This is a genomic window from Pseudemcibacter aquimaris, assembly GCF_028869115.1.
In the GTDB taxonomy this organism is placed as follows: Bacteria; Pseudomonadota; Alphaproteobacteria; order Sphingomonadales; family Emcibacteraceae; genus Pseudemcibacter; species Pseudemcibacter aquimaris.
In genome coordinates this window covers 1,041,136-1,066,905 of record NZ_CP079800.1, presented here as the reverse complement: position 1 = coordinate 1,066,905, position 25,770 = coordinate 1,041,136, and the positions used below count along the sequence as shown (strand labels likewise).

Below are 25,770 nucleotides of genomic sequence, written 5' to 3'. Positions count from 1 at the left end.
GCCAAATAAATTGAAAACGCCACAGAAAAATTCATATTTTTGTAAAAAAATTTTCTAAAGTACGTTTTTTAAAAAATATATATTATTTTTCAAACACTTAGCTAAACACCACCAAACACCATCCTTACGCGTATTAGTCGTATTTACGATCAATTTTCCAGTAAATTTTGCAAAACAAATGGAATCTCTTTTTCCAAATCTTCTGAAATCAACCCTACCCCTATCCGATTTGCACATTCGCTATGCATCCATACTGCTGCACAGGCCGCTTCAAAGCCGGGCATATTTTGCGCGATCAATCCAGTTATTATGCCGGCCAGAACATCCCCCGACCCAGCAGTCGCTAGTGTTTCTGGCGCATGACTATTAATAACACACCTACCATCTGGTGACGCAATAACAGTATCTGCCCCTTTATAAACAACCACTGCACCCGATAGCTTAGCAGCACTCAATGTTGCGGAAAGCTTATCTTCTTCTTTCTGATACGGGAATAATCTTGCAAACTCGCCAGCGTGTGGCGTTAAAATAACATCTTCGTCAGTTGTGTTTATGGCTTGAAACAATTCAAGTGGCCCCTCTTCAAATACCGTGAGCGCATCAGCATCAAGAACAGCTCTCTTATTTGCTTTTATTATCGAAAGAACATCTTTTCGTGTTTGACCATTAACCCCAGCCGCTGGCCCTATACACCATGCATTTAGTCTTTGATCCTCCAAATCCACATTAAGCTCTGCCCTTTTACGAATCATAACTGACGTTAAATGGGACGCATGAACAATTAAGGCATCCTCAGGACTGCTAACACTAACAAGGCCTGCGCCAGTTCTTAATGCTGATGTTGCCGCTAACCTTGCAGCACCAGTTTTAGTGCAGCCACCGCTAACGACCACAGCGTGTCCATGGTGGTATTTATGAGCATCTTGAGAATTAATAGGGTATGCGTTCAGCCATAATGCGGGGTAATTTTCAAACATATTCGGCTCTACTGCTTCAATTGTACGGTCATTGATCCCAATATCAGTAACAATAACATCACCGCAGAGTTCTTTCCCTGGATAAATTAAATGTGCTGGCTTCTTTCGTGCAAAGGTAACTGTTTTATCCGCATAAAAAGCTATCCCTAATATTTTACCCGTATTTCCCTCTACACCACTGGGAATGTCGACTGCTATTTTATATGCAGGATGATGATTTGCTGTCTCTATAACCTTTGCTAATTCACCACCAATATTTTTCGATAACCCTGTACCAAAAAGTGCATCAACAATTAAATCCTGATCTTTGAATATATCTGGCGTTAAATTTAAAATTTCCGCTTCCCAGAAATCCGCCATAACACGCGCATCACCAGATAGTTTTTCCACACTTCCTAATAATGCAACATCAACTGACCAACCATGTTTTTTCAAATGTCTGGCAATAACAAAACCGTCCCCCCCATTATTGCCGGGACCGCATAATATTAATGCTGCCCTGCCATCGACACATCCAACGATTTCCCGAACAACAGTTAAGCCCGCATTTTCCATAAGATCAGCGCCTGTTTTACCAACATCCTGTAACTGATCTATCGTAATTTTGTCGGCTTCCCCCATTTGCGTTGTCGTTAATACTGCGTATTTATTATTGTTGTTCATCCGCTAGTTCCCAATTTTCACCTAAAACAGATTAAAAAAATAAATACGTTACAGCAAAGCTTTAATTCCATAAAATGTATTTTAAACGCCTCTTAGTCATTTTGTTAACCATTTATTAAGATTTACCCTCTTTTATTAAGAATGATTCTTAATATTTTTATTAGGTATTTTTAGTGAAAGCGTACTCGCAATGAATGATGGTTTACCAACCGTATATTTTAACGATTTAGGAAGGGATTTTACCTGCTACTTTTTTGAAGCAGATACTACCCCTCCTGACAGAATCGGCAAGCTCATGGTTTTTTACCGCCTTTGGAAAGAAGCGTGGAAAGAAGACCGTATCCCCGCTTGGTCGGATTTCAAATTCGAAGATTTCATAGGTTGGCATACGTATATGAGCGTAATGGATATTGGCGGCACACCTGAAGATTACAAAAGAAATTTAATTGTTGGTGAAGCATTCGCACAATGTTTTGGTCGAAAAACACTTTATGAGGCCATAAAATCAGGAAACCCACCCGAAAAAGATATTTCTATTCAAGGATACGAAAAATACCTCTCCCTTATGCATAAAAAGCATATATGTGTCTGCGAAGGTACAGCGACAGATACAAAAGGTGAAATTCGAAAATTTAAGTGGATTGATTTACCACTTTCCGATGACGGCGAGGATGTCTCTCATATTATCACCGCCATTCAATACGAAGATTAAAGATCATTCCTCTTCTTCAATTTCCCAAGGTGCCGGATCACTTACCATAATTGTAAACCCATCGAACCGATATTCACGGTCACCATCTGTTATACGGTACTCTGCGCCCGGTTTTTGAATATCCAGAAAACCCTGATACATGGCATTTAAGTATTCTGAAGGAACCCACGGTTCATTATGGGCCGGCAGCAGAATATCAACATCCTGTGCCATTTCAGAAAGTCTTTTTGCGGATGCAACATAATCACCAAAATTTGCATCGCCCATATGGGCATAAAGGGACGCAGGATAAAATGTATCACCCATAAATAAAAGCCTGTCACGACGATCAAGCAGCACTAAAGCATCAGGTGTATGGCCCGGCACCAAGAACACCTCTAATGTCTTATCACCCAGATCAATGACAAAGCCATCATTCACAATATCGGTTACCTTGAACGGTTTACTTGTATAATTATCGACAGTGACTTCATTTGGCATATCTTTCCAAACCCAGCCCGGGCCAACAAATTCACGCACTTCTTCATTCGGGCGACCATTTTCATGATTTTTTGTATAATCAGTTCCGGTGCCATAAATTCGGTTAAATAAATAATTTCCCCCAACATGATCATAATGCGTGTGAGAATTAAGCACCGAAACCGGCAAGTCCGTTAAGGCGGTTACAAGGCTTCTGATATCACCGACACCGATTCCTGTATCAAACAACAACGCTCTTTCTGATCCTAAAATCAGATAAGAGATAACCTCTTCAAATTGTCCCATTTCATAAAGGGCATAAATACGGTCAGTGATTTTATAAACTTCAAACCAGCCCTGATCTTCCGGAAGCTCGACACGTTCAAATTTACCCCAATGATCTCGCGGTAAATTATCCCACCAGTTATCTTTACCTTCACCGCGGCCTTGTACTTGCTCGTTTTCTGTAACGACTATTTCCTGTCCTTGATCAGAAGAGCCACAGGAAATTAATAGCCCCGTTAGCACTAATATTAATATCGATTTGAAATTCATACACTCGTCCCTGATTTTTCAAAACAGGCTAAATGATCGATTATTTAATGTAAATGGGGAAAATGGGGCGAGTGACCGGATTCGAACCGGCGACATCCAGAATCACAATCTGGCGCTCTAACCTACTGAGCTACACCCGCCACAAAAAGAACTTCCAAGTGGAAAGTGAAGCCCTTTTAAGGACTCTCACGCTCAGCGTCAAGTATGATATTTTAAAAAAAACAATTCTTTTTATAAATTGGCCACTTCACAAAAAAATACATGATGATCATTTAACATTCACATGCCTATTTTTTAGGCACGAACTGGATTCATTTTAATCAGGTAAATATCTCATAAATAAGCCCTTATTAGAAAAACCGCTGTTTTCTGCCCTTTTAAAAAGTTGGCACGCGGCTTGCTATTAAGTGAACCATTAATTGGTAAACCGTAATATTTTTGGATATTTAAAAATGAAAAAAATTGAAGCCATTATCAAGCCGTTCAAATTGGACGAAGTTAAAGAAGCACTACATGAAGTCGGTCTATCCGGCATTACTGTAATCGAGGCAAAAGGTTTTGGTCGTCAAAAAGGCCATACTGAACTTTACCGCGGCGCTGAATATGTCGTTGACTTCCTTCCAAAAGTAAAAATCGAAATCATCCTTGCAGACAATCTTGTTGAAAATGCTGTCGAAGCCATTCAACAAGCTGCAAGAACAGGCCGTATTGGTGATGGAAAAATTTTCATCAGCAATGTGGAAGAAGCCATTCGCATCCGTACCGGTGAAACCGGTGATGATGCCATTTAAATTTAAAATTCATTCTTAACCGAGCAAGATAGGAAAATAAAATGTCAGATGTTCAAAAAGTATTAGATCTTATTAAAGAAGAAGAAATCGAATATGTAGATCTTCGTTATACAGATCCAAAAGGCAAAATGTATCACATCAGCATGTGCGCAGATGTTGTTGATGAAGATATGTTTGAAGAAGGCGTTATGTTTGACGGTTCATCCGTACCGGGTTGGAGATCAATCAATGATTCTGACATGATCCTTGAGCTTGACCCTACTACAGCATTTATTGATCCATTCTATGGCCAGGCAACACTTGCAATTTACTGTTCAATCGTTGAGCCTGCAACAGGCGAAGGTTACGGTCGTGACCCACGTTCGACAGCAGAACGCGCAGAAGCCTACCTAAAGTTCACAGGCATTGGCGACACAGCCTATTTCGGTCCTGAGCCAGAATTTTTCATGTTTGACGATGTAAAATATAGCATCGATTACAATGGCGCGAGCTATTCACTTGATGACGAGCAAACACCAACAAACACTGGCAAATCAGAAGAAGGTGGCAATAAAGCCCACCGCGCAGCAGCGACAAGCAACTATTTCTCGCTTGAGCCATTTGATCGTTGTCAGGATATCCGTAGTGAAATGGTATCAATCATGAAAGAATGTGGCCTTCCAATGGATAAGCACCATCAGGAAGTTGCACCATCTCAACATGAGCTTGGCCTTACTTTCGGCACGCTTACTGAAACAGCGGAACGCGTTCAAACATATAAATACATCACACACCAAGTTGCGCGCGCATATGGCAAAACAGCAACATTTATGCCAAAGCCAATTGCAGCTGACAATGGTTCAGGCATGCATGTACACATGTCAATCTGGAAAGATGGTAAGCCACTTTTCGCAGGTAATAGCTATGCTGACCTTTCTGAAACATGCCTTTACTATATTGGCGGTATCATCAAGCATGCAAAAGCCATCAACGCATTCACAAACCCATCAACAAACAGTTACAAGCGCCTGGTACCTGGTTTTGAAGCTCCTGTGCTTCTAGCTTATTCAGCACGTAACCGTTCAGCATCTTGCCGCATTCCTTATTCAGCAAGCCCGAATGGTAAGCGCGTTGAAGTTCGCTTCCCAGATCCAACAGCAAACCCATATCTATCATTTGCTGCGCTTATGATGGCTGGTCTTGACGGCATTGAAAACAAAATCCACCCTGGTGAAGCAATGGATAAAGATCTTTATCACCTTCCACCTGAAGAGCTAAAAGAAGTTCCACGTGTTGCTGAATCACTTGCTGTTGCACTTGATGCACTTGATGCGGATCGCGAGTTCCTGAAAAAAGGTGATGTATTCTCTGATGATCAGATCGATGCATATATCGAACTTAAGCGTGAAGAAATTCAACGTCTGGAAATGACACCGCATCCGGTTGAATTTGAAATGTATTATTCATCTTAATTGACGATATAGCTTAGAATCCAATATACTAGAGGCCCGGTCATGAATAGTGACCGGGCCTCGATTTTTTATCTGCTTGAATAAAGATTAACGTTTAAGCAACAATATCGTGTCATAGTATCATAAAAAACAATAGTAAAATGGACAAGACAGGCTTTATGGATACGCTATCAGAAGAATATAAGAAGTATCAAAAGCTGGTTGAGGGTAAAAACATTAACCCACAAACCTTACTCGCGACTGATTACCTGAATCATTTCAATGAAATCCACATGTTAATTGGCATGATTGCAGATATGCCAGAATGCCTTGAAGATATTCTCGAATGGGAAGCACTCTCATATCAGGATCACTTTAAATACAGTGTTTTTCAAGATAAAGACCTTGCAATCGAAGCATACGACCATTCCCCAGAACGATATAAAAAACCGTTTGAAGACTGTGTCGCTGAGATGGACGAACTGTTATTATCCACTATCAAAAATGTCGAGGAAGCAATCAAAACAGAAGATAAGGATTATATCGCCTTTATTCTGGATGGTTATACGCCAAGCATGGAACGCTTGATTGAACAGTGCTCACATATTATTAATAGTACTGAAACAACAGCCCCACAAGATAACATCGATGATTTCTTTGATGCTGATTCAGGACCAAGTGACACCAACGACCAAAGTGCAATTGACGATCTTTTTGATTGATTCGTATTTTTTCGCTTAATATATTTATTTTATCGCATTTTTTATTCGTTTAAACGCAATTAAATTGCAGAATTTAACGATATGTTTACACCTATAACATATTTATGTTTACATATATTACATTATTAGTATATGTATCCATCAAATTGAAACAGGATATTTGCTAAAAAAATGTATTTAAAGGCCTTTAAATTGCCTAATTCATGCTTAAATACACATATTAAATATCCTTAATGTTTAACTTAAAAAGAATTGTACTGTTATGAACAAATCATATAGAACAGCCGCCCTGATCGTAGTGGGCATTGCATTAGTCCTTCTTTCTGGTGTTTTCTTCCCTTCTGAAGATGCTGACGAAGCATCTGCGGCCATTCCGACAGCTGCACCAGTAATGTCTGTATCTGTCATTCAGGCGAATACAGAAAGTTATCAAAAAGACATTGTTCTGCGTGGATACACAGAATCAAAACGTACTGTTAATCTGAAAAGTCAAATCAGAGGTCGTATTGTTTCACTTCCTGTTGAAAAAGGAATGCGTGTAAGCAAGGGCGATGTGGTATGTCGCATTGACCTTGAAGACCGTGAAGCTAATTACGCTGAATCAGTTGCACTTGTTAAGCAACGTGAACTGGAATTTGCAGCATCAGAAAATCTTTTTGCAAAAGGTCACCGCTCTGAAACACAACATTCAGCAGCGAAATCAGCACTGGATGCAGCGGTTGCTCGTTCTACACGTATGAAACTTGATCTGGATAACACAAACATTCGCGCACCATTTGATGGTGTTATCAATGACCGCCAAATCGAAGTTGGTGATTACATGAAAGACGGTGATGTTTGTGCAACGATCATGGAAGAAGATCCATTCCTTGTGGTTGCAGATATTTCTGAAAATCAGGTTTCACAAGCAAAAATTGGCGATGCAGCATACGCAATTCTTCAAAACGGTCGTCGTCTAGAGGGCAAAATCCGTTATATCGCATCAATTGCTGATGCTAACACACGTACATTCCGTATCGAACTAGAAGTGGATAACCCAAATAAAGATATCCGCGACGGTATTACAGCGGAACTATTTTTGAACGGTAACGATGTTATGGCGCAAAAAATCTCACCAGCAACACTTGTTCTTAATGACAGTGGACTTGTTGGTGTTCGTACTGTTGACAGTAGCAACCGTGTAGAATTCAAAGAAATTGAAATCGTTGGTAATCACGAAAGCGGTATTTGGGTCACTGGTGTGAGTAATGGTGAAAACATCATCGTTGAAGGGCACGAATTTGTTAAGGCCGGCGAAAGTGTTTCACCTGTAGCAGCACAAAACTAACGACGAACGTATTATTTAGGATAATAAAATGAACGCAATAATCAATGCAGCAATAGATCATTTCCGCGTCGTACTGCTTTGTCTTACGCTGATCTTCGTAGGTGGTACATTTTCATATATCACGACACCGAAAGAAGCTGAGCCGGATATTACAATCCCGACTATTTACGTAAGTCTGGTTCACGATGGTATCTCACCGGAAGATTCAGCACGTCTGCTGGTGAAACCACTTGAAACAACACTACGTACAATCGAAGGTATCAAAATGATCCGTGGTATTGGCCGTGAAGGTGGTGCGAGCGTCGTGGTTGAATTTAATGCGGGTATTGATGTTGATTTAGCGCTAATTGATGTGCGTGAAGAAGTCGATAAAGCACGTTCTGAACTGCCTGCCGAAACCAAAGAACCAACAGTACAAGAAATTAACATCAGTGAATTTCCGATCCTAAACGTGGTACTTTATGGTTCCGCACCTGACCGTGTGATGTATACAATCGCAAGACGCCTTCGTGACGATCTTGAAAGTGTCCCTTCTATTCTGAAAGCAGAAATTTCAGGTGCACGTGAAGACTTGCTTGAAATTATTATCGATCCGCTAAAGCTAGAAATGTATGATCTTTCATATTCCGAGCTTTATACCATCCTGAACAACAACAACCGACTGATTGCAGCGGGTTCACTGGATAATGGTAACGGTCGTTTTTCCGTTAAAATTCCGGGAATTTTTGAAACAGCACAGGATGTATATGACATCCCATTAAAAGCGTCCGGCAACAGCCTTGTGACCGTTGGGGACGTTGCAACGATCCGCCGTTCATATAAAGACCCAACAAGTTACGCCCGCTTTAATGATCAACCTGCGGTGTCACTTGGGGTAAGTAAAAGAACGGGTGAAAATGTTATTCTTACCGATGCGATCATTCGTGAGATCGTGAAAAGATCAGCCGAATACTGGCCAGAAGGCATTCAATATGATTTTGTCGGTGAAAAAGCTGAAGAAGTAAAACAAAGCGTATCAAGCTTACAGAACAGTATTATTTCCGCGATCTTACTTGTGTCGATTGCAATGATTGTTGCCCTTGGTGAGCGTACGGCATTCCTTGTTGCGATCTCCATTCCAGGTTCATTCCTACTTGCGATATTCCTGATGAATGGTGTTGGCATGAGCATTAACCAAGTTGTGATGTTCGGTTTGATCCTTTCTGTGGGTCTGCTGGTTGATGGCGCAATTGTGGTAACGGAATATGCTGACCGTAAAATGCAGGAAGGCCTTCATAAGAAAGAAGCCTATAAAATGGCGGCGCAACGTATGGCATGGCCAATTCTTGCTTCCACTGCAACAACACTTGCTGCGTTCTTACCACTATTATTCTGGCCTGGATTGCCGGGTGAATTTATGGGTTATTTGCCACTGACGTTGATCTTTACACTATCATCCTCGTTCCTGATGGCGCTGATTTTTATGCCGACACTTGGCAGTATCATCGGTAAAAAAGCGGATGATGCAGGTGAAAATGTTTCTCATATGGCCGCCGGTGATTTCCACGTAGAAGACCTTAAAGGTTTCACAGGTTGGTACGTAAGACTTGTTGACAAAATCATTCGTCACCCGTTCCGCTTTGCTGGTGGTATTGTTGCCGCAATCTTTGCAGTGTTCATTGCATTCGGTATGTCTGGAACACCCGTTCAATTCTTCCCTGAAATGGAACCGGAAAGCATTCAGATCCATGTGCACGCACGAGGTAACCTGTCTCTTGATGAACGCGATGTGTTTGTACGTCAGGTTGCAGAAATCATCAAAAAGGACGAGAATATTGAAAACTTCCAATCAACAACTTCTGCTGTTGTTGACAGTTCTTCTGATAAAACAGAAGACGTGGTTGGTACATTATTCCTAAACTTCATTGATTGGGACAAGCGCACTAAACCGGTTAATACAATTATTGCCGACCTACGCGCACAAACTGACCTGATCCCGGGTGTGGTTGTTGAATATGTTATGCCAGCATCAGGCCCAACACAGGGTAAAGACATCCAACTTGAAATTACATCCGAAAACATGGATGTTCTGCTTCCTGTTGTTGAAAAAATCTATGATCACATGGAAAATGATGTTGAGGGCTTAACAGATCTTGATAACACACTTCCAATGCCTGGAATTCAATGGGAACTTGAAGTTGACCGTGCTATGGCCGGTATTTTTGGAACAGACATCACCAATGTCGGCAGCGTTATTCAACTTGTAACCAATGGTATCAAGGTAGGTGAATATCGCCCTGATGATGCCGACGATGAAGTTGATATTCGTGTACGCTTCCCGGAAGAATACCGCAATATCACACAACTTGATGAAGTCCGTATTCAAACACGTGACGGTCAAGTTCCAATTGGAAACTTCGTTGAACGTGTTGCAAAACAGAAAATCAGCACCATCGAACGAATTGATACAAAAACGGCTTATAAAATCCGTGCAAACGTTGAAGATATTACCCAACGTACAAGTATCTCTACGGCGATTGGTGAATGGGTTGAACAACAAAACTTCGACAGCCGCGTAGAAGTTAAATTCGCAGGTACCGATGAAGAGCAACAACAATCACAGGAATTCCTTGCAAAGGCATTCTTAATGGCATTGTTCCTGATGGCGCTTATTCTGGTAACACAATTTAATAGCTTCTATCATTCAGGACTAATTCTGCTTGCGGTTCTGCTCTCAACAGCGGGTGTGCTACTTGGTATTATGATTACTGGCCGCACGTTCCAGACTATTATGACTGGTGTTGGAATTATCTCGCTAGCGGGTATTGTGGTGAACAACAACATCGTGCTGATTGACACATACGCCCGCCTTAAAGAATCCGGCATGGATGCTTACAAAGCGATCGTACAAACAGTAGCACAACGTCTACGTCCGGTGATGCTGACAACAATCACAACGGTGGTTGGACTATTACCGATGGTGTTTATGGTCAATATCGACTTTGCTGGCCGTAAGGTTGAAATTGGCGCGCCATACGGTTCATTCTGGGTCGATCTGGCGATTGCCCTATCATTCGGGTTATTGTTTGCGACAGTGCTTACACTGCTACTAACACCATGTATGTTGGCAGCACGTGTAAAGCTATCCAAGAAATACCGTGAATCACACCTAAAACCGATTGCACCTGCTTCACAACAGCAGGCTGCAGAATAAGAAAAGGGATTACTTCTTTTTTCTTACAGCAATTAATGCAACTGTCGGGATCGAAATAACATAGAGCATCCCGACAGCTGACATTGTCATCCACAAGTCAGTTATCAACAATGACGCCAAAATCCCAATCCCGATAAGAACAAATAAAACATGCTCTTTATGGATTTTAAGGCTTTTCAGTGAAAAAGTCGGAATACGGCTTACAGTCAATAAACAAACCACCGCCATATATGCTGAACAAAGTTTTGGGTTTTCTAAAAATTTAAAACCAAACTCAAATGACAGGATCATCGGCCATAAGGCAAGTGCCGCCGATGCTGGCGCAGGAATGCCTGTGTAATAGCCCGCTTTTACTTCTGCGCCTAATTCATCATCTTTCATAACTGTGTTAAAGCGAGCGAGCCTTAGAGCCATACAAACAGCAAACATTAATGACATAAGCCACCCCACACCACGCACGTCACTTAATACCCACATATACATTATAAGAGCCGGCGCAACGCCGAAACTGATGACATCAGAAAGACTATCCAGTTCGGCACCAAACCTACTGGTTCCTTTTAAAAGCCGTGCAACACTGCCATCAAGGCCATCAAATACACCAGCAATAAGAATGGATGTTACCGCCTCTTCCCACTGATTAAGATAGGCGAAACGAACACCAAACATGCCCGCACATAATGCAAGAACAGTGATCGCATTTGGCGCAAGTGAACGAACAGGAATATGAAAACGTGATTTTTTATCTGTCATAAATTAATTACCTGATGGCCCCGTCACGTTGTTTTTCACGGCCTTTTTCATTGGCAATTACAGTTTCACCGGCAATGGCGCGCTGTCCAACAGCCACCAATGAATTTACCCCTTTCGGAAGATATACATCAACACGGCTACCGAAACGGATAAGGCCAAAACGCTCACCCGCGTTCATTTCTTTACCGTCTTCCGCCCAGCAAAGAATTCTACGTGCAACAAGTCCAGCGATTTGAACAAACGCAATGTTCTTACCGCTAGCAGTTTCCATAAGAATGGCGTGACGCTCATTGTCTTCGCATGCTTTTTCAAGTGATGCGTTTAGGTATTTACCCGGTGTATAAGCCTGACGAACAATTTTACCGTCTACCGGCACACGGTTCACATGAACATCAAATACATTCATAAAAATGGTGACACGAGTGCATGTATCACTACCCATATCCAGTTCAGCTGGTGGCACAGATTCTTTAACCGATTGCACAACACCATCAGCAGGGGCAATGACCAATCCTTCTTTTTGTGGTGTTACACGGTCCGGGTCACGGAAAAAATAAGCACACCAAGCAGTTAGAATAATACCAACCATGACAAAGAAAGACGGCACCTGCATTAAAAATAACAGTGCAGTAGCAATTGCAAAAACGCCGATAAATTTATGGCCTTCGCGGTGAATTGGTACGAATACGGAAAGAATAGTTTCCATTTTTTAATTACCCTTCGGTAGAAAATAACAAATATATATACTTATTCGATAATCCTTAAGCGACTGTTATGCAAGCTTTTCATCATTTTTTTTAAGTTCAATAAGCCTTTGTTGTGCTTCATCCAATTGCTGTTGTTTCTGCCACATTTGTGCGTATTTTCCGTTTTTATCAAGCAATTCAGTATGTTTTCCGCGTTCAACGATCTGTCCACCATCCAGCACCAAAATTTCATTCACATTGATAATGGTTGATAACCTATGGGCAATCACAATTGCCGTTCTTTGTTCAGAAATCTGTTCCAACGATTGTTGAATGTCACGTTCCGTATGACTATCTAGTGCTGATGTTGCCTCATCGAGCAATAGAATTGATGGATTTTTCAAAATGGTTCTCGCGATGGCAACCCGTTGCTTTTCACCACCGGAAAGTTTTAAGCCGCGCTCCCCTACTTCAGTTTCATAACCATCAGGTAATGTCATGATAAAATCATGAATTTTCGCAAGCTTTGCTGCCTCGACCACTTCTTCATCAGTGGCGTTATGACGGCCGTATGCGATATTATATTTAATGCTATCGTTAAAAAGAACCGTATCTTGCGGCACGACACCGATTTCATTACGCAGACTTAATTGCTGTACATCACGCACATCTTGACCATCCACAGTCACCGAACCCGACGCAATATCATAAAACCTGAATAATATCCTTGAAATGGTTGATTTACCGGCCCCACTTGATCCGACGATGGCTGTTGTGGTGCCACCTTCAACCTTAAATGATACGCCCTTTAAAATTGGTCTATCTTCTGAATAGTGAAAATTCACGTCATTAAATTCAATGGTACCTTTATTGATATCAATCGGTTCTGCATCCGCTTTATCCTGAATTTCAGGATGTTTCGCGATCAGCATGAACATTTTTTCCATATCAACGAGGGATTGTTTAATTTCACGGTACACAAACCCCAGAAAATTAAGCGGGATATATATTTGAATTAACAGTGAATTGATCAAGACAAATTCACCGATTGTAAAGCGCCCCTCTGCAACGCCCTGCGCCCCCATAAGAAGCACAGCAACCAAACCACCGGAAATAATAAATCCCTGCCCCACATTAAGCAGCGTTAGCGATATTTGGCTTTTGATCGCGGCCTGCTGATAATTTTTAAGTGATTTGTCGTATCGTTCTGCTTCGTGATGTTCGCTTGTGAAATATTTAACCGTTTCAAAATTAATCAAGCTGTCGATGGCGCGACCATTGGCCTTGGTATCCTGCTTGTTCATTTCGCGGCGAAACTTAAGCCGCCATTCTGTCACTGCGATCGTGAAATAAATATAACTGCTTAAACATACAAACGTGATCAGCGCATAAAGGAAACCAAACTTTACCCAAAAGATGCTCGAAATAATGCCAATTTCAAGAATAGTCGGTAAAATATTGAAAAGCATAAAACGAAGCAGAAAATCAATCCCTCTCGTTGCCCGTTCAATCACACGGCTTAATCCACCTGTCCTACGTTCCAAATGAAACCGCAAAGATAATAGATGAAGATGTCTAAACGTGTTTAACGCAATATTTCTTAAAGCATGCTGTCCAACCTTAACGAATATAGCATCTCGTATTTCACCAAAGGCTTGTGATAAGACCCGCGCCAGACCATACCCAACAATAAGCCCAACCGGAATTGCGCCAATAATTATTTCAGTCGTAATTTCTTTATCACCCGCAAGAATATCCACCGCATCCGCAAGAATAAAGGGCACATAAACACCCAGTATTTTTGCCGCGACAAGAAACGACATGGCAAGAACAACTCTGACTTTCAAATCAGTCCTGCCCTTTGGCCATAGATATCGCCATAACTCACGTACTGTCGCTAAATGATTACCTTCGTTTTCATTGTCTTCTATCGATTTTTCATTACCCGTGGATTGATCGGATGCCATTAAAAATGATCCTTAAAAAAGAAATTAAAAATTATCAAAAAAGTTGAACATAATTGTTATAATAGGTCAATTAATTTACACATTGTTAACGACAATTACATAATATCTGCCTGAGGGTATTAGTACTGGATTTTTTGGAAGTATGATTATAAATTCCAGCAAATTATTAGGGAACTTTCTATAAAAACATGAACGGTTTAGATTTACATATGGATATGGTCGATGACCATAACGTCGATTATGAAACGCTGCTACCGCTTTACTATCAGTTTAACTATCATGGTATTAATTTTGATTGTGAAGTGATTAATAGTGAGAATTACGGTTCATATGATATAAATCTGACTGCGCAAATAGGCTATCTTCCGTATAGTTCTGAAAATAAATCCCGCCGTGAAAAAATACTTAAAAATTTCAGCCATCTAATGGCTCATAACCTGATCACTCTTGATCATCATTGCAACCTAACATTCCCGGTCAGCACCACAATTAACGGCGAAATTAATGCGAAAAAGGTTATGGAAACAATACTTTACACATTACTTGATGTTAAAGAAGTTTTAGAAATCATTGCCGACACAATGAATGTGTTAAGCATCGAAGACGGCACCAATCAAAAAGCTTGATTATAAAAATTAATCCATTTCCAGTTGATCAAGAGGAAGTGTTAATTCCTGCCCTGGGAAAATAAGATCCGGATCCACAATCAAATCTCTATTCGCACCGAAAATCACCGTATAATGATAACCCGATCCATAAAGCTTTCTTGCGATATGCCATAGGCTGTTGCCTGGTTTTACAATCACATCACCCGTTGCGCGCTCTCTATCCAGCTCAGAAAGAGGGTTAAACGGCTGCGAGATACGTACCTCAACATTTCCATCATCAAGAATTTGATCCAATCTAATGACATGCTCTTCAAATGTTAGGGTATCAGTAAGCTCGAACCTCCAGCTTCCCTCTTCATCTGACTGAACTTCGCCCATATATTGATTATCAAGATAAATACGAACACTTGCACCAGCAACCGCGCTACCGTTGATAACGGTTTTACCGTTTTCCGTATAATCAAGGGCATCAAGTGATAACCCCTTCGCTGCGGATAGCATATTCACGTTTTGTGGTTTTTGTAAAACTCTGCTTGGCCCGTTACCAGTTCTTGGTGTCAGGATTGCTACAACACCGTCCGTTTCATCATTGGTAAAGCGTTCTTCATTACGGTCAGGAACCGCAACAATAACAATATCGCTAGACGCAATTTCAAAATCACCACCAGTTCTTGCAATAATACTTAATTCTGTAGGGCCACTTGGAAGCGGATCATCAAAGAGTAACACCCATTCACCATTACGGTCGGCGATCGCCGTGCCGATTTGTTTATCACGAGCGTAGATTGTCACATCACTATTTGGTGCCGCACGTCCGGCAATAACACCTGTGCCATTGCGGCTAATGCGAACCACATCGAAACTTGGAACAATTGCGCTTGTGACCGGCGCACCCGGATCAGCGACAGTACTTGCTTCTTCTGTCTGCGCTGGCTCCTCAACGGCTGCGAAATCCTCGTCTGTGCCATCATCAGCAAAAAATATAACCCAAATTACAGCACATACCGCGACTACAGCTAGTATGGATAAGCTGAACTTAATACCAGAACCTTGTTTATTACGTTGGTGATTTAAATAATCGCTCAATTTTATCTTCCGACTTCACAATTCTGAAGCATTTTAACGTTAATCATATAACTTATATAGTCTTTGACCATATAATTACCAGTAAGTTTTTCAGCAATTTAATAATTCTGATAAATTTCGCCCTCAAAGATAATTTTTAAAAATAAAATTTGTCAAATATGTGGCTAAAAATTAAAATATTACGATGACAAAAATAAAATCAATCTGTGTTTACTGTGGTTCGCGCCCGGGAAACAAAAACTCCTTCACTGATCTTGCAAAAAATACTGGCAAGATTTTAGCAGAAAACAACATAAAACTTGTATATGGCGGCGGTAACGTTGGCCTTATGGGCGTTATCGCCACCAGCGTTATGGATCATGGCGGCAATGTTCATGGGATTATTCCCGGCCATCTGGATAAAACGGAAAAATCCCATGATGATATTTCAAAATTGACCATTGTCGATAACATGCATCAACGAAAACGCATGATGTTTGATCATTCGGATGCTTTTCTGGTTTTACCGGGCAGCATCGGGACACTTGATGAAACCATTGAAGCCATTACATGGGCCCAGTTAAAATTGCATGATAAACCTATTGTCTTACTTAATCATGAAGGGTATTGGGATCCATTTATGGATTTGCTGAATAATATCATCAAAAATGAATTTACGGCCCCGGAAACCATGAATTTATTTCATGTGGTAGATACGCCGGAAGAGGTATTACCATTACTTGAAACCCTACCGGACCCTGTAATTGACCCGAAAAACACATTAATTTAGGCAAAAAGGCAATAATATCCTTCCATGTTGAAGGATCTGGTGCTAATTTGCGCGCGAATATAAAGGATTCTCAACAATTTTTGCTGATTGCAGCAAATAACAAAAAATAGAAGGAATAACATGGCCAAGATTAAAGTAGATAATCCCGTCGTTGAACTTGACGGTGACGAAATGACACGCATCATCTGGGCTTGGATTAAGGAACGTCTTATCCACCCATACCTTGATGTTGATCTTCATTACTATGACCTAGGAATCGAAAAACGCGACGAAACTGATGACCAAATCACTATTGATGCTGCAAATGCAATTCGTGACATTGGCGTTGGCGTAAAATGTGCGACAATCACACCTGATGAGCAACGCGTTGAAGAATTTGGCCTTAAGAAAATGTGGCGTTCACCAAATGGTACAATCCGTAACATTCTTGGTGGTACAGTATTCCGTAGCCCGATTATCTGTTCAAACGTTCCGCGTCTGGTTCCTGGCTGGACTGACCCGATTGTTATCGGTCGTCACGCATTTGGTGACCAATACCGCGCAACAGATTTCCGCGTACCAGGCGCTGGTAAACTTACAGTTAAGTTTGAACCAGCAGACGGCGGCGAAGCCATCGAACACGAAGTATACCAGTTTGAAAAATCCGGTGTTGCAATGGCGATGTATAACCTTGACGACAGTATCCGTGATTTTGCCCGTGCAAGCATGAACTACGGCCTTGATGTTGGATGGCCTGTGTATCTTTCAACAAAGAACACAATCATGAAAGCATATGATGGTCGCTTTAAAGATCTATTTGAAGAAGTTTACGAAAGTGAATTTGCTGACAAGTTTAAAGCAGCTGGCCTTCATTATGAACACCGTCTAATCGATGACATGGTTGCATGTGCGATGAAATGGAACGGTAAGTTCGTTTGGGCTTGTAAAAACTATGACGGCGACGTTCAATCAGATACAGTTGCACAGGGCTTTGGTTCACTTGGCCTAATGTCATCACGTCTAATGACACCAGATGGGAAAGTGGTTGAATCAGAAGCAGCACACGGTACAGTGACACGTCACTACCGTCTGCATCAAGCTGGTGAAGAAACATCAACAAACCCAATCGCTTCTATCTATGCATGGACAGGTGGTCTACGTCACCGTGCGAACCTTGATGGCAACGACAAGCTACGTCAATTTGCTGATGCACTTGACGCAGTATGTGTGAAAACAGTTGAACAAGGCGACATGACAAAAGACTTAGCCCTACTTGTTGGACCAGAGCAAAACTGGCTTACATCCAAGCAGTTCTTCGACAAAATCGATGAAAACCTGCAAAAAGAAATGGGTTAATTCCATTAAAGAATTCAATGAAAAGGCGGGACTTGTTCCCGCCTTTTTTATTATTATAAATCGTCTATATTAGCCTGCCCAAAATCCTTATTCAGGTCCTTATTTGATGATTTTTCCAATCTTTCTTTAAGCGCCGGATATTGATCAAGCAGATGATGGAAATCCGCAGCATCAAGCACCAGTAATTGCGCCCTGGAAGTCACAACATAATTTGCATGATATGTCGTTCGTTCAAGCAGTGACCTTGCACCAAAGAATGCCCCTTTATGCAGATGATTTTCGCCTTCTTCGTTTCTGCATCTAACAGAACCGGAAACAATCAGAAAAAGCTTATCTGCCTTTTCCCCCTCATAAGCGATTAATTTACCGCTTTCAACGATCTGTGATCTTAACCGTTTGGCGATCCTGTTTATAAGATTTGCATCAAGGCCATGAAATAACGGCACATTGGCAACAAGCCCCCAGCGAACCACAAAATCACGGCGATGAATTTCATTGGCAAATCCAGACGCGATAATGCCGATTGGTAAGGCATAAACACCAACACCAAGGATCATGATCCCGCCACCAAAAACCTTTCCCCATGTTGTAATCGGCACTACATCACCATATCCAATGGTCGTAAGTGTCGCAAACGCCCACCACATGGATGACGGAATATTTCCGAATGCTTCCGGCTGCGCGCCACGTTCAAGATAATACATTATACTCGATGCAAATAACGCGAGGCCTAGCATAATAATCAACGTCGCAATTAGCGCGCGTCTTTCAGCGATAAATACACTGCCTAATGATGCCAGCGCTGGTGAATATCTCATCAATTTAAACAGACGTAAGAAACGGAACACCCGCAAGAAACGCAAATCAATTCCAATGAATGAGAATAGAATGGTCGGGGCAATGGCAATAAAATCAATCACCATTAAGGGTGAAAAGATGAAACGGGTTCTGAAGTTTCCCTTGCCCGCCATTTCCGGTTTTGGCCGGTATTCAACGCAGGTCCAGATACGCGTGAAATATTCGATGATAAATATCACCAATGAAAAAATTTCAAAATATAGAAACTCTGATCCGTATTTATGACGGAGCGGCTCAACAGTTTCAAGGGCGACAGCACATATATTCAAAAGAATAAGCAAAATCATAAATACATCAAAGAAACGCCCCGCAGCATGGCCGCTGGCACCGATTTCAATGATGTTAAATATTTTTCGTCTTAAGCTACGTTCTTCCTTCATACATAATTCCGGTTGTCCCTGAATTGTTAATTTAACATACCCTCGATTTTTGTAATTGCTTCTGCGGCGTTTGCACCATCTGGGCCACCCGCCTGTGCCATATCAGGGCGGCCACCACCACCCTTGCCGCCAACGGCATCTGCACCCACACGAACAAGGTCAACGGCGCTGATTTTATCTTTTAAATCATCCGTTACCGCAGTAAGTACCGCAGCTTTACCATCATTAACCGCAACAAAGGCAATAACACCACTACCCAGACGTTTTTTCGCATCATCAGCAAGACCGCGTAATTCTTTTGCAGGAATGCCTTCAAGAACTTGACCAAGGAATTTGATGCCGTTTACCTCTTTAACGTCATCACCGCCATTGTTTCCGCCGCCAAGTGCTACTTTCTTCTGAAGATCCGCAATTTCTTTTTCCATTGCTTTTCGTTCAGTAAGTATCGCATTCAAGCGTTCCTGAAGATCAGAAGGCGTTGATTTAACGGTTGCAACCGCACCTGTCAGGTAATTTTCCTGTTCTGCGGAATAATCACATGCTGCTTGTCCTGTTACGACCTCAAGGCGGCGAACACCTGCGGAGACAGCACCTTCGGAAATGACCTTACAGTAACCGATATCACCTGTGCGTTTCACATGTGTACCACCACACAGTTCAACGGAATAATCCTTACCATCTGCTGCCTTACCCATTGCAACAACACGCACTTCATCACCGTATTTTTCACCGAATAGAGCCATAGCGCCGGCCTCGATGGCCTCTTCTGGTGTCATAAGACGGGTTGTCACTTCTGTGTTTTGCCGAATGATTTGGTTCACTTCGTCTTCAACGGATTTAATTTCATCTGCAGTTACCGCCTTTGAATGACTGATATCAAAACGCATTCTATCTGCGGAAACGAGCGAGCCTTTCTGTGTTAAATGATCACCGAGCTTATTTCTTAGAGCCGCGTGAATAATATGAGTAACAGAATGGTTCGCGCGAATTTTATCACGATTTTCAACATCCACCTGCATTTCAACAACATCATCTTTATTGATTGACCCAGACGTCACCTTACCCACATGGATATGCAGTGCGCCCAGTTTCTTTTCAGTGTCAGTAATTTCAACTAAAGCGCCGCTTTCCGTTTTGAATGTACCAATATCACCAACCTGACCACCACTTTCACCATAAAATGGTGTCTGGTTCACAAGAATGGATACATCATCACCTTCTGATGCATTATCAACAACTTTTTCACCAGAAACAATCTGCAGCACCTTACCTTCTGCATGAGTTGTGCTGTAACCTACGAAATCGGTTCCGCCAAACTCTTCTTGTGCTTCAAACCAAACAGCTTCTGTTGCGCTTGATCCTGACCCTTTCCATGCAGCACGGGCTTCTGCTTTTTGACGTTCCATAGCCGCGTTAAAGCCTTCTTCGTCAACAGTCATATCTTTGGTACGAAGCGCATCTTGTGTAAGGTCTAACGGGAAACCGTAAGTGTCATACAGTTTAAAAGCAATTTCACCGTCCAACACACCACCAGCAGACATGTTTTCCAACGCTTCATCAAGAAGGCGCATGCCACGATCAAGTGTTTTACGGAAACGCTTTTCTTCAAGAAGTAACGTTTCAGCGATTAAGGCCTCTGCACGTACAAGTTCCGGGAAGGCTTGCCCCATTTCACCAACAAGTGCCGGAACAAGGCGGTGCATTAATGGTTCTTTACAGCCAATCATGTGGGCGTGACGCATTGCGCGGCGCATAATACGGCGAAGTACGTATCCTCTACCCTCATTTGATGGTAGTACGCCATCAGCAATCAAAAATGATGTTGATCGTAAATGGTCAGCAATTACACGGTGTGATGTATTATGATCACCATATGGTTCAACACCACTATGTTCGGCTGATGCCTCAATCAGTTTTTTAAATAAGTCTGTTTCATAATTATCGTGGGTGCCTTGCAGAACCGCAGCAATACGTTCAAGCCCCATACCTGTATCAATAGATGGCTTTGGAAGCGGAACACGTGTACCGTCTTCCTGCTGGTCAAACTGCATGAAGACCAAATTCCAGATTTCTACGAAACGGTCGCCGTCTTCTTCTGGTGTGCCAGGGGGGCCGCCCCAAATATGATCGCCATGATCATAGAAAATTTCTGAACAAGGTCCGCATGGGCCTGTGTTACCCATCGACCAGAAATTATCATTGGTCGCAATACGGATAATGCGGTCTTCTGGAAGGCCGCTTATTTTTTTCCATAAATCAAATGCTTCATCGTCATCATGATAAACGGTAACAAGCAAACGGCTCGCATCAATGCCATATACATTGGTGATTAAATCCCAAGCAGAAAAAATTGCTTTTTCTTTAAAATAATCACCGAATGAAAAATTGCCGAGCATTTCAAAGAATGTATGGTGGCGTGCCGTATAACCAACATTATCAAGATCATTATGTTTACCGCCTGCGCGTACACATTTCTGACTTGTTGTTGCACGGTCATACGGACGTGTTTCCATACCAGTGAACACATTTTTAAAAGGCACCATACCCGCATTCACGAACATCAATGTCGGGTCATTATCCGGCACCAATGGGCTACTTGCGACGACCTCATGATCCGCGTCTTTAAAATAATTTAAAAAGGCACTTCTTATTTCATTGGTACTCTTCATTTTGTTCACTCGTTATCTTGATTTTTCTTTAAATGCTTTATCCCACATTGTCGGGAAATATTCAAAGTCTTTTAAAGGTCAATGCCTTTCAAGTCCAGATGGCAATTGGCCTTAAACACAAAAAAAGGTACCGGAAAACCGGTACCTTAAAGTTTGCTGGGATTGGTTAACTGTTTTATTCCATATCATCTTCGTCGCGAACGGCACCTTCTTTAAGCATCACATCATCAAGAATGCCCGCATTAACGCGTACCGCACTTTCAAGCTGCTCAGCCATTTCCGGATTTTCTTCAAGGAAGCGTTTCGCATTTTCACGGCCCTGACCAATACGTTGGCTATCATATGAATACCATGAGCCGGATTTTTCAACGAGGTTCGCCTTAACACCAAGGTCAAGAAGTTCACCCATTTTGGAAATACCCTTACCATACATGATATCAAATTCGATCACTTTAAACGGTGGTGCGACCTTGTTTTTCACGACCTTGGCACGCGTTTGGTTGCCGACGATTTCATCTTTTTCCTTAATTGCACCAATGCGGCGGATATCAATACGAACGGATGAATAGAACTTAAGCGCATTACCACCTGTTGTTACTTCCGGGCTACCGTACATCACACCGATCTTCATACGGATTTGGTTGATGAAAATAACCATACAATTTGATTTGGAAATTGAGCTGGTCAGCTTACGCAGCGCCTGGCTCATCAAGCGAGCCTGAAGACCAACGTGACTATCGCCCATTTCACCTTCAAGTTCAGCACGCGGTGTAAGCGCAGCCACACTATCCACCACCAACACATCAATCGCACCGGAACGCACAAGCGTATCCGTAATTTCAAGTGCTTGTTCACCGGTATCCGGTTGTGAAATTAAAAGCTCATCAAGATTTACACCAAGCTTGCCTGCATATACCGGATCAAGCGCATGTTCCGCGTCAACAAATGCCGCTGTGCCACCTGCTTTTTGAACTTCCGCAGCAACATGAAGCGCAAGCGTTGTTTTACCAGAACTTTCCGGGCCATAAATTTCAATGATACGCCCTTTTGGAAGCCCACCTATTCCAAGTGCAATATCAAGCCCAAGTGACCCCGTGGAGACCGCCTCAACATCAACAGATGAGTTTTGCCCGAGTTTCATAATCGAGCCCTTACCAAAGGCACGTTCAATTTGTCCTAAGGCTGCGTCTAACGCCTTTTGTTTATCCATATTATCTTTTCCAACCAGCTTTAAATTAGATGTTGCCATTTTATTGTCTCCTTATATCCCACATGCTTTAAGAGCTTGCAATAACAGATATGTACCCTATTTGTTCTATTTTGTAAAGAAAAATATAAATTACTGATTTTAAATGATTTTTATGCAAATATTTATTTTTTGTTCTCACATAAATGGAACAAAAGAACAAAATTTAAGCATTTTGAACAATAAAAAGATAGAATCAGATGAATGAGAGATACGAATTACTTCTCGAGAACCTCTTTCACCTGTTCCGCAAGCTGCTTAAGACTGAATGGTTTGGATAGGAAATTGAAATCTTTATCCATGATATTATCATCAAGCGCATCTTCCGCGTAACCGGATATAAAGATCACTTTTAATTCTTTATCAGTTTCCCGGATTTTACGCACAAGTGTCGGCCCATCCATTTGCGGCATCATTACATCACTGATTAATAGATCAAGATGGATATCTTCTTTTTCAATGACCTCGAGCGCGGAAACCCCACTATCAGCTTCATAAACCGTGTAACCTTTATTCTTTAATGCACGGGATGCGAACATGCGAACGGCATCTTCGTCCTCAACCAGTAAAATGGTGCTGCTTCCGGTAAGATCCTTTGCCTTTTCTTCTTTCGCGGCATCCGCGGCGGCGGCATCGGCCGCATCTTGCGCACTTTCAACATATTTCGGTAGATAAATTTTAAACGATGTTCCCACACCGATTTCACTCTCAAGGAACACGAAACCGTTTGTTTGCTTGATAATACCGTAAACAGTTGAAAGACCAAGCCCGGTCCCTTTACCCACATCTTTGGTGCTAAAGAACGGTTCGAACACCTTGTTTTGATGTTCTTCCTCAATCCCCGTACCTGTATCGATGACCTCAAGCATAATATATTCCCCTTTCGGGAATATTTTGTGCTTCTTGGTGACTTTCAACGAGTCCTCTTCGGAAATATTTCTGGTTTTAATTTCAAGCTTACCACCATCCGGCATCGCATCACGGGCATTCACACATAAATTAATAATAACCTGTTCGAGCTGGCCTTGGTCCACACGAACCGGGGCAATATTGCGGCCATGGTTCATGCTTAATTCAATATTACTACCAATAAGACGCCTTAATAGGTTTGAAAGTTCAGCCACAACATCCGTCATAATAATAACTTTTGGACGAAGCGTCTGTTGACGTGAGAAAGCCAAGAGTTGACGTACAAGGTTAGCCGCACGGTTCGCATTCTACTTAATCTGAATAATATCAGAAAATGACTGATCACCCGGTCCATGTTTTACAAGTAACAAGTCACAGAATCCCGTAATCGCCGTCAGAAGGTTATTAAAATCGTGAGCAACACCACCCGCTAGCTGGCCAACAGCTTGCATTTTCTGCGACTGGGAAAACTGCAGTTCAAGGTTTTTCTGTTCCGTAATATCATGAAGATAAATAACCGCCTCATTCCCGCCTTCAATCATTTCACTGGCACGGGTGATATAAAACTGTCCTTGCTTTGCGCTTTCGCCTTGTAAATTAAGCTCAATGCGGTCGCTTGGATTGCCCGTAAGAATTGTTCTTTTAATCGCCTTTATTACGACCTTTGCATTTTCATCTGCTAGAAAATCCTTAATATTATCCGTTCTTTCAAGCTCAAGCGCAGAAATAAAATTTCCAAATACAATATTTTTTTCACGGATATTCCCTTTAATATCCACAACCGCGATACCAATTGGTGAATTTAGAAAGAATTCATTATTACTGACCGGAATATTCGTTTCATTGCGTCCGGAAATATATGGCTGATCAAAAAACAGATAACAGCTATGCTCGTCACTGCTGTCATTATTCCATTTATTAACAAAGCACTCTAATGGCTTGCCGCTAACATTAAAATGCACCAAATCTTTTAAATTGCTTTTCGTATGATCAGTAACGCGCGCAAGTTTAAATGGGAAATCCGGACGTTTATCTTCACCAAAAATAATTTTAAGGAAATGCTTATTGGCATGGATAATATTTTCTTTTTCATCCACAACAAAAAAACCAATGCCCGTATTATCAAATGCTTGGCCCGTTTTTATGTGGCCATCCTGTGAACCGCTTGATTGTTCAATTGAACTACCGCCCTCACCGCTTTCAAATATACGCCAGGAATAGAAATCACCATTTTGATAGATTTTCTCTACTTCAAACTTGAGGTAATTACCGCTTTCGCCGACCTCGGACACAACAAAGCCCGTTTTACCTACTTTCATTTCTTCAAGCAGGTGCTTAAGTGCTTTTAAATTCGAAATTTGAAGTTTTAACGGTGATTTCGGCTCGCCAAGGTTATAGGTTTCAAACAAACTTTTGGCCGATTTATTGGAATAAACCACATCACCCGCCATTGAAGTCATCATCATTGCCACGCCAGCTTGATCATTTTTCAACACTTCCTGCTTAGGGGAAAATAGACTGATGCTGGTACGCGCCTTTCGAACCTGAAATAAAAGTACAACACAAGTAAGAACCAATATAATTGAGGATGCAATATATCCTACGCCAGCCATTCCGGCGCCATAAAACCCCAAAAACGTTGCACAGGATATTATTGCCCCAATGGCTGCCATAG

The 25,770-nt window shown here is 41.7% G+C and carries 19 protein-coding genes, 1 tRNA gene and 2 pseudogenes; 9 read left to right on the top strand and 13 right to left on the bottom strand.

The window, feature by feature from the left end; translation table 11 throughout:
• Positions 1-149: 149 nt before the first annotated feature.
• Positions 150-1,640, bottom strand: coding sequence for an NAD(P)H-hydrate dehydratase (locus KW060_RS05265; RefSeq protein WP_249035327.1), 1,491 nt, complete (start codon positions 1,638-1,640; stop codon positions 150-152).
• Between the two features lie 190 nt (positions 1,641-1,830).
• Between KW060_RS05265 and KW060_RS05260 the strand changes: the two genes are divergently transcribed.
• Positions 1,831-2,352, top strand: coding sequence for a hypothetical protein (locus KW060_RS05260; protein WP_249035326.1), 522 nt, complete (start codon positions 1,831-1,833; stop codon positions 2,350-2,352).
• A gap of 3 nt (positions 2,353-2,355) precedes the next feature.
• Here KW060_RS05260 and KW060_RS05255 read toward each other — a convergent pair whose 3' ends face one another.
• Complete coding sequence (locus KW060_RS05255; protein ID WP_249035325.1) at positions 2,356-3,366, bottom strand: MBL fold metallo-hydrolase; 1,011 nt, start codon at positions 3,364-3,366, stop codon at positions 2,356-2,358.
• Between the two features lie 63 nt (positions 3,367-3,429).
• A tRNA-His gene (locus tag KW060_RS05250) sits at positions 3,430-3,506 on the bottom strand.
• A gap of 312 nt (positions 3,507-3,818) precedes the next feature.
• Here KW060_RS05250 and KW060_RS05245 point away from each other — a divergent pair.
• From KW060_RS05245 to KW060_RS05225, 5 genes are all read left to right on the top strand, one after another.
• Positions 3,819-4,157, top strand: a complete 339-nt coding sequence (locus KW060_RS05245) for a P-II family nitrogen regulator (protein WP_249035324.1) — start codon at positions 3,819-3,821, stop codon at positions 4,155-4,157.
• A gap of 41 nt (positions 4,158-4,198) precedes the next feature.
• On the top strand, positions 4,199-5,608 hold the full coding sequence (glnA, locus tag KW060_RS05240) for a type I glutamate--ammonia ligase (protein WP_249035323.1): 1,410 nt from the start codon (positions 4,199-4,201) through the stop codon (positions 5,606-5,608).
• 158 nt (positions 5,609-5,766) lie between these two features.
• Positions 5,767-6,309, top strand: a complete 543-nt coding sequence (locus tag KW060_RS05235) for a hypothetical protein (protein ID WP_249035322.1) — start codon at positions 5,767-5,769, stop codon at positions 6,307-6,309.
• Between the two features lie 262 nt (positions 6,310-6,571).
• On the top strand, positions 6,572-7,636 hold the full coding sequence (locus tag KW060_RS05230) for an efflux RND transporter periplasmic adaptor subunit (protein ID WP_249035321.1): 1,065 nt from the start codon (positions 6,572-6,574) through the stop codon (positions 7,634-7,636).
• Positions 7,637-7,664: 28 nt separating this feature from the next.
• Positions 7,665-10,829, top strand: a complete 3,165-nt coding sequence (locus KW060_RS05225; protein ID WP_249035320.1) for an efflux RND transporter permease subunit — start codon at positions 7,665-7,667, stop codon at positions 10,827-10,829.
• A 9-nt stretch (positions 10,830-10,838) separates the two neighbouring features.
• Here the strand turns inward: KW060_RS05225 and pssA are convergent, their stop codons facing one another.
• The 3 genes from pssA to KW060_RS05210 all read right to left on the bottom strand — a co-directional run bounded on the left by pssA (position 10,839) and on the right by KW060_RS05210 (position 14,235).
• A complete protein-coding gene (gene pssA / locus KW060_RS05220; protein ID WP_249035319.1) occupies positions 10,839-11,582 on the bottom strand; it encodes a CDP-diacylglycerol--serine O-phosphatidyltransferase in 744 nt (247 codons plus the stop codon).
• Positions 11,583-11,589: 7 nt separating this feature from the next.
• Complete coding sequence (locus KW060_RS05215; protein WP_249035318.1) at positions 11,590-12,288, bottom strand: phosphatidylserine decarboxylase; 699 nt, start codon at positions 12,286-12,288, stop codon at positions 11,590-11,592.
• Between the two features lie 66 nt (positions 12,289-12,354).
• Positions 12,355-14,235, bottom strand: coding sequence for an ABCB family ABC transporter ATP-binding protein/permease (locus KW060_RS05210; RefSeq protein WP_249035317.1), 1,881 nt, complete (start codon positions 14,233-14,235; stop codon positions 12,355-12,357).
• A 188-nt stretch (positions 14,236-14,423) separates the two neighbouring features.
• Between KW060_RS05210 and KW060_RS05205 the strand changes: the two genes are divergently transcribed.
• Positions 14,424-14,861, top strand: coding sequence for a hypothetical protein (locus KW060_RS05205; protein ID WP_249035316.1), 438 nt, complete (start codon positions 14,424-14,426; stop codon positions 14,859-14,861).
• Between the two features lie 9 nt (positions 14,862-14,870).
• Here the strand turns inward: KW060_RS05205 and KW060_RS05200 are convergent, their stop codons facing one another.
• The gene (locus KW060_RS05200) at positions 14,871-15,929 is read right to left on the bottom strand and encodes a LysM peptidoglycan-binding domain-containing protein (protein WP_249035315.1); all 1,059 of its coding nucleotides are present in this window, start codon (positions 15,927-15,929) and stop codon (positions 14,871-14,873) included.
• A gap of 184 nt (positions 15,930-16,113) precedes the next feature.
• Between KW060_RS05200 and KW060_RS05195 the strand changes: the two genes are divergently transcribed.
• Together KW060_RS05195 and KW060_RS05190 are read left to right on the top strand one after the other, a co-directional pair.
• Positions 16,114-16,698: an LOG family protein gene (locus KW060_RS05195; RefSeq protein WP_249035314.1), complete on the top strand. Its 585-nt coding sequence runs from the start codon at positions 16,114-16,116 to the stop codon at positions 16,696-16,698.
• A 120-nt stretch (positions 16,699-16,818) separates the two neighbouring features.
• A complete protein-coding gene (locus tag KW060_RS05190; RefSeq protein ID WP_249035313.1) occupies positions 16,819-18,033 on the top strand; it encodes an NADP-dependent isocitrate dehydrogenase in 1,215 nt (404 codons plus the stop codon).
• 53 nt (positions 18,034-18,086) lie between these two features.
• On the opposite strand, the gene KW060_RS05185 is transcribed toward KW060_RS05190, so the two are convergent.
• The 6 genes and pseudogenes from KW060_RS05185 to KW060_RS15910 form a co-directional block, all read right to left on the bottom strand.
• Positions 18,087-19,271, bottom strand: a complete 1,185-nt coding sequence (locus KW060_RS05185; RefSeq protein ID WP_249035312.1) for a cyclic nucleotide-gated ion channel — start codon at positions 19,269-19,271, stop codon at positions 18,087-18,089.
• A 26-nt stretch (positions 19,272-19,297) separates the two neighbouring features.
• Positions 19,298-21,940 (bottom strand): alanine--tRNA ligase, encoded by a 2,643-nt coding sequence (gene alaS / locus KW060_RS05180; RefSeq protein ID WP_249035311.1) that lies wholly within the window; start codon positions 21,938-21,940, stop codon positions 19,298-19,300.
• 175 nt (positions 21,941-22,115) lie between these two features.
• A complete protein-coding gene (gene recA, locus KW060_RS05175; protein ID WP_274757320.1) occupies positions 22,116-23,189 on the bottom strand; it encodes a recombinase RecA in 1,074 nt (357 codons plus the stop codon).
• Positions 23,190-23,404: 215 nt separating this feature from the next.
• Entirely contained in the window at positions 23,405-23,881 is a 477-nt protein-coding gene (locus KW060_RS15920) for a response regulator (protein ID WP_476704318.1), read from the bottom strand.
• Positions 23,861-24,595: pseudogene (locus KW060_RS15915) on the bottom strand (sensor histidine kinase); the annotation flags it as partial. The gene KW060_RS15920 and the pseudogene KW060_RS15915, both read right to left, overlap by 21 nt.
• Before the next feature lie 558 nt (positions 24,596-25,153).
• Positions 25,154-25,414: pseudogene (locus KW060_RS15910) on the bottom strand (PAS domain-containing protein); the annotation flags it as partial.
• Between the last annotated feature and the right edge of the window lie 356 nt (positions 25,415-25,770).

Bases quoted from the DNA above. Each gene is read 5' to 3' on its own strand.
- KW060_RS05265 (WP_249035327.1), bottom strand. From the start codon at position 1,640: ATGAACAACAATAATAAATACGCAGTATTAACGACAACGCAAATGGGG.
- KW060_RS05260 (WP_249035326.1), top strand. From the start codon at position 1,831: ATGAATGATGGTTTACCAACCGTATATTTTAACGATTTAGGAAGGGAT.
- KW060_RS05255 (WP_249035325.1), bottom strand. From the start codon at position 3,366: ATGAATTTCAAATCGATATTAATATTAGTGCTAACGGGGCTATTAATT.
- KW060_RS05245 (WP_249035324.1), top strand. From the start codon at position 3,819: ATGAAAAAAATTGAAGCCATTATCAAGCCGTTCAAATTGGACGAAGTT.
- glnA (WP_249035323.1), top strand. From the start codon at position 4,199: ATGTCAGATGTTCAAAAAGTATTAGATCTTATTAAAGAAGAAGAAATC.
- KW060_RS05235 (WP_249035322.1), top strand. From the start codon at position 5,767: ATGGATACGCTATCAGAAGAATATAAGAAGTATCAAAAGCTGGTTGAG.
- KW060_RS05230 (WP_249035321.1), top strand. From the start codon at position 6,572: ATGAACAAATCATATAGAACAGCCGCCCTGATCGTAGTGGGCATTGCA.
- KW060_RS05225 (WP_249035320.1), top strand. From the start codon at position 7,665: ATGAACGCAATAATCAATGCAGCAATAGATCATTTCCGCGTCGTACTG.
- pssA (WP_249035319.1), bottom strand. From the start codon at position 11,582: ATGACAGATAAAAAATCACGTTTTCATATTCCTGTTCGTTCACTTGCG.
- KW060_RS05215 (WP_249035318.1), bottom strand. From the start codon at position 12,288: ATGGAAACTATTCTTTCCGTATTCGTACCAATTCACCGCGAAGGCCAT.
- KW060_RS05210 (WP_249035317.1), bottom strand. From the start codon at position 14,235: ATGGCATCCGATCAATCCACGGGTAATGAAAAATCGATAGAAGACAAT.
- KW060_RS05205 (WP_249035316.1), top strand. From the start codon at position 14,424: ATGAACGGTTTAGATTTACATATGGATATGGTCGATGACCATAACGTC.
- KW060_RS05195 (WP_249035314.1), top strand. From the start codon at position 16,114: ATGACAAAAATAAAATCAATCTGTGTTTACTGTGGTTCGCGCCCGGGA.
- KW060_RS05190 (WP_249035313.1), top strand. From the start codon at position 16,819: ATGGCCAAGATTAAAGTAGATAATCCCGTCGTTGAACTTGACGGTGAC.
- KW060_RS05185 (WP_249035312.1), bottom strand. From the start codon at position 19,271: ATGAAGGAAGAACGTAGCTTAAGACGAAAAATATTTAACATCATTGAA.
- alaS (WP_249035311.1), bottom strand. From the start codon at position 21,940: ATGAAGAGTACCAATGAAATAAGAAGTGCCTTTTTAAATTATTTTAAA.
- recA (WP_274757320.1), bottom strand. From the start codon at position 23,189: ATGGCAACATCTAATTTAAAGCTGGTTGGAAAAGATAATATGGATAAA.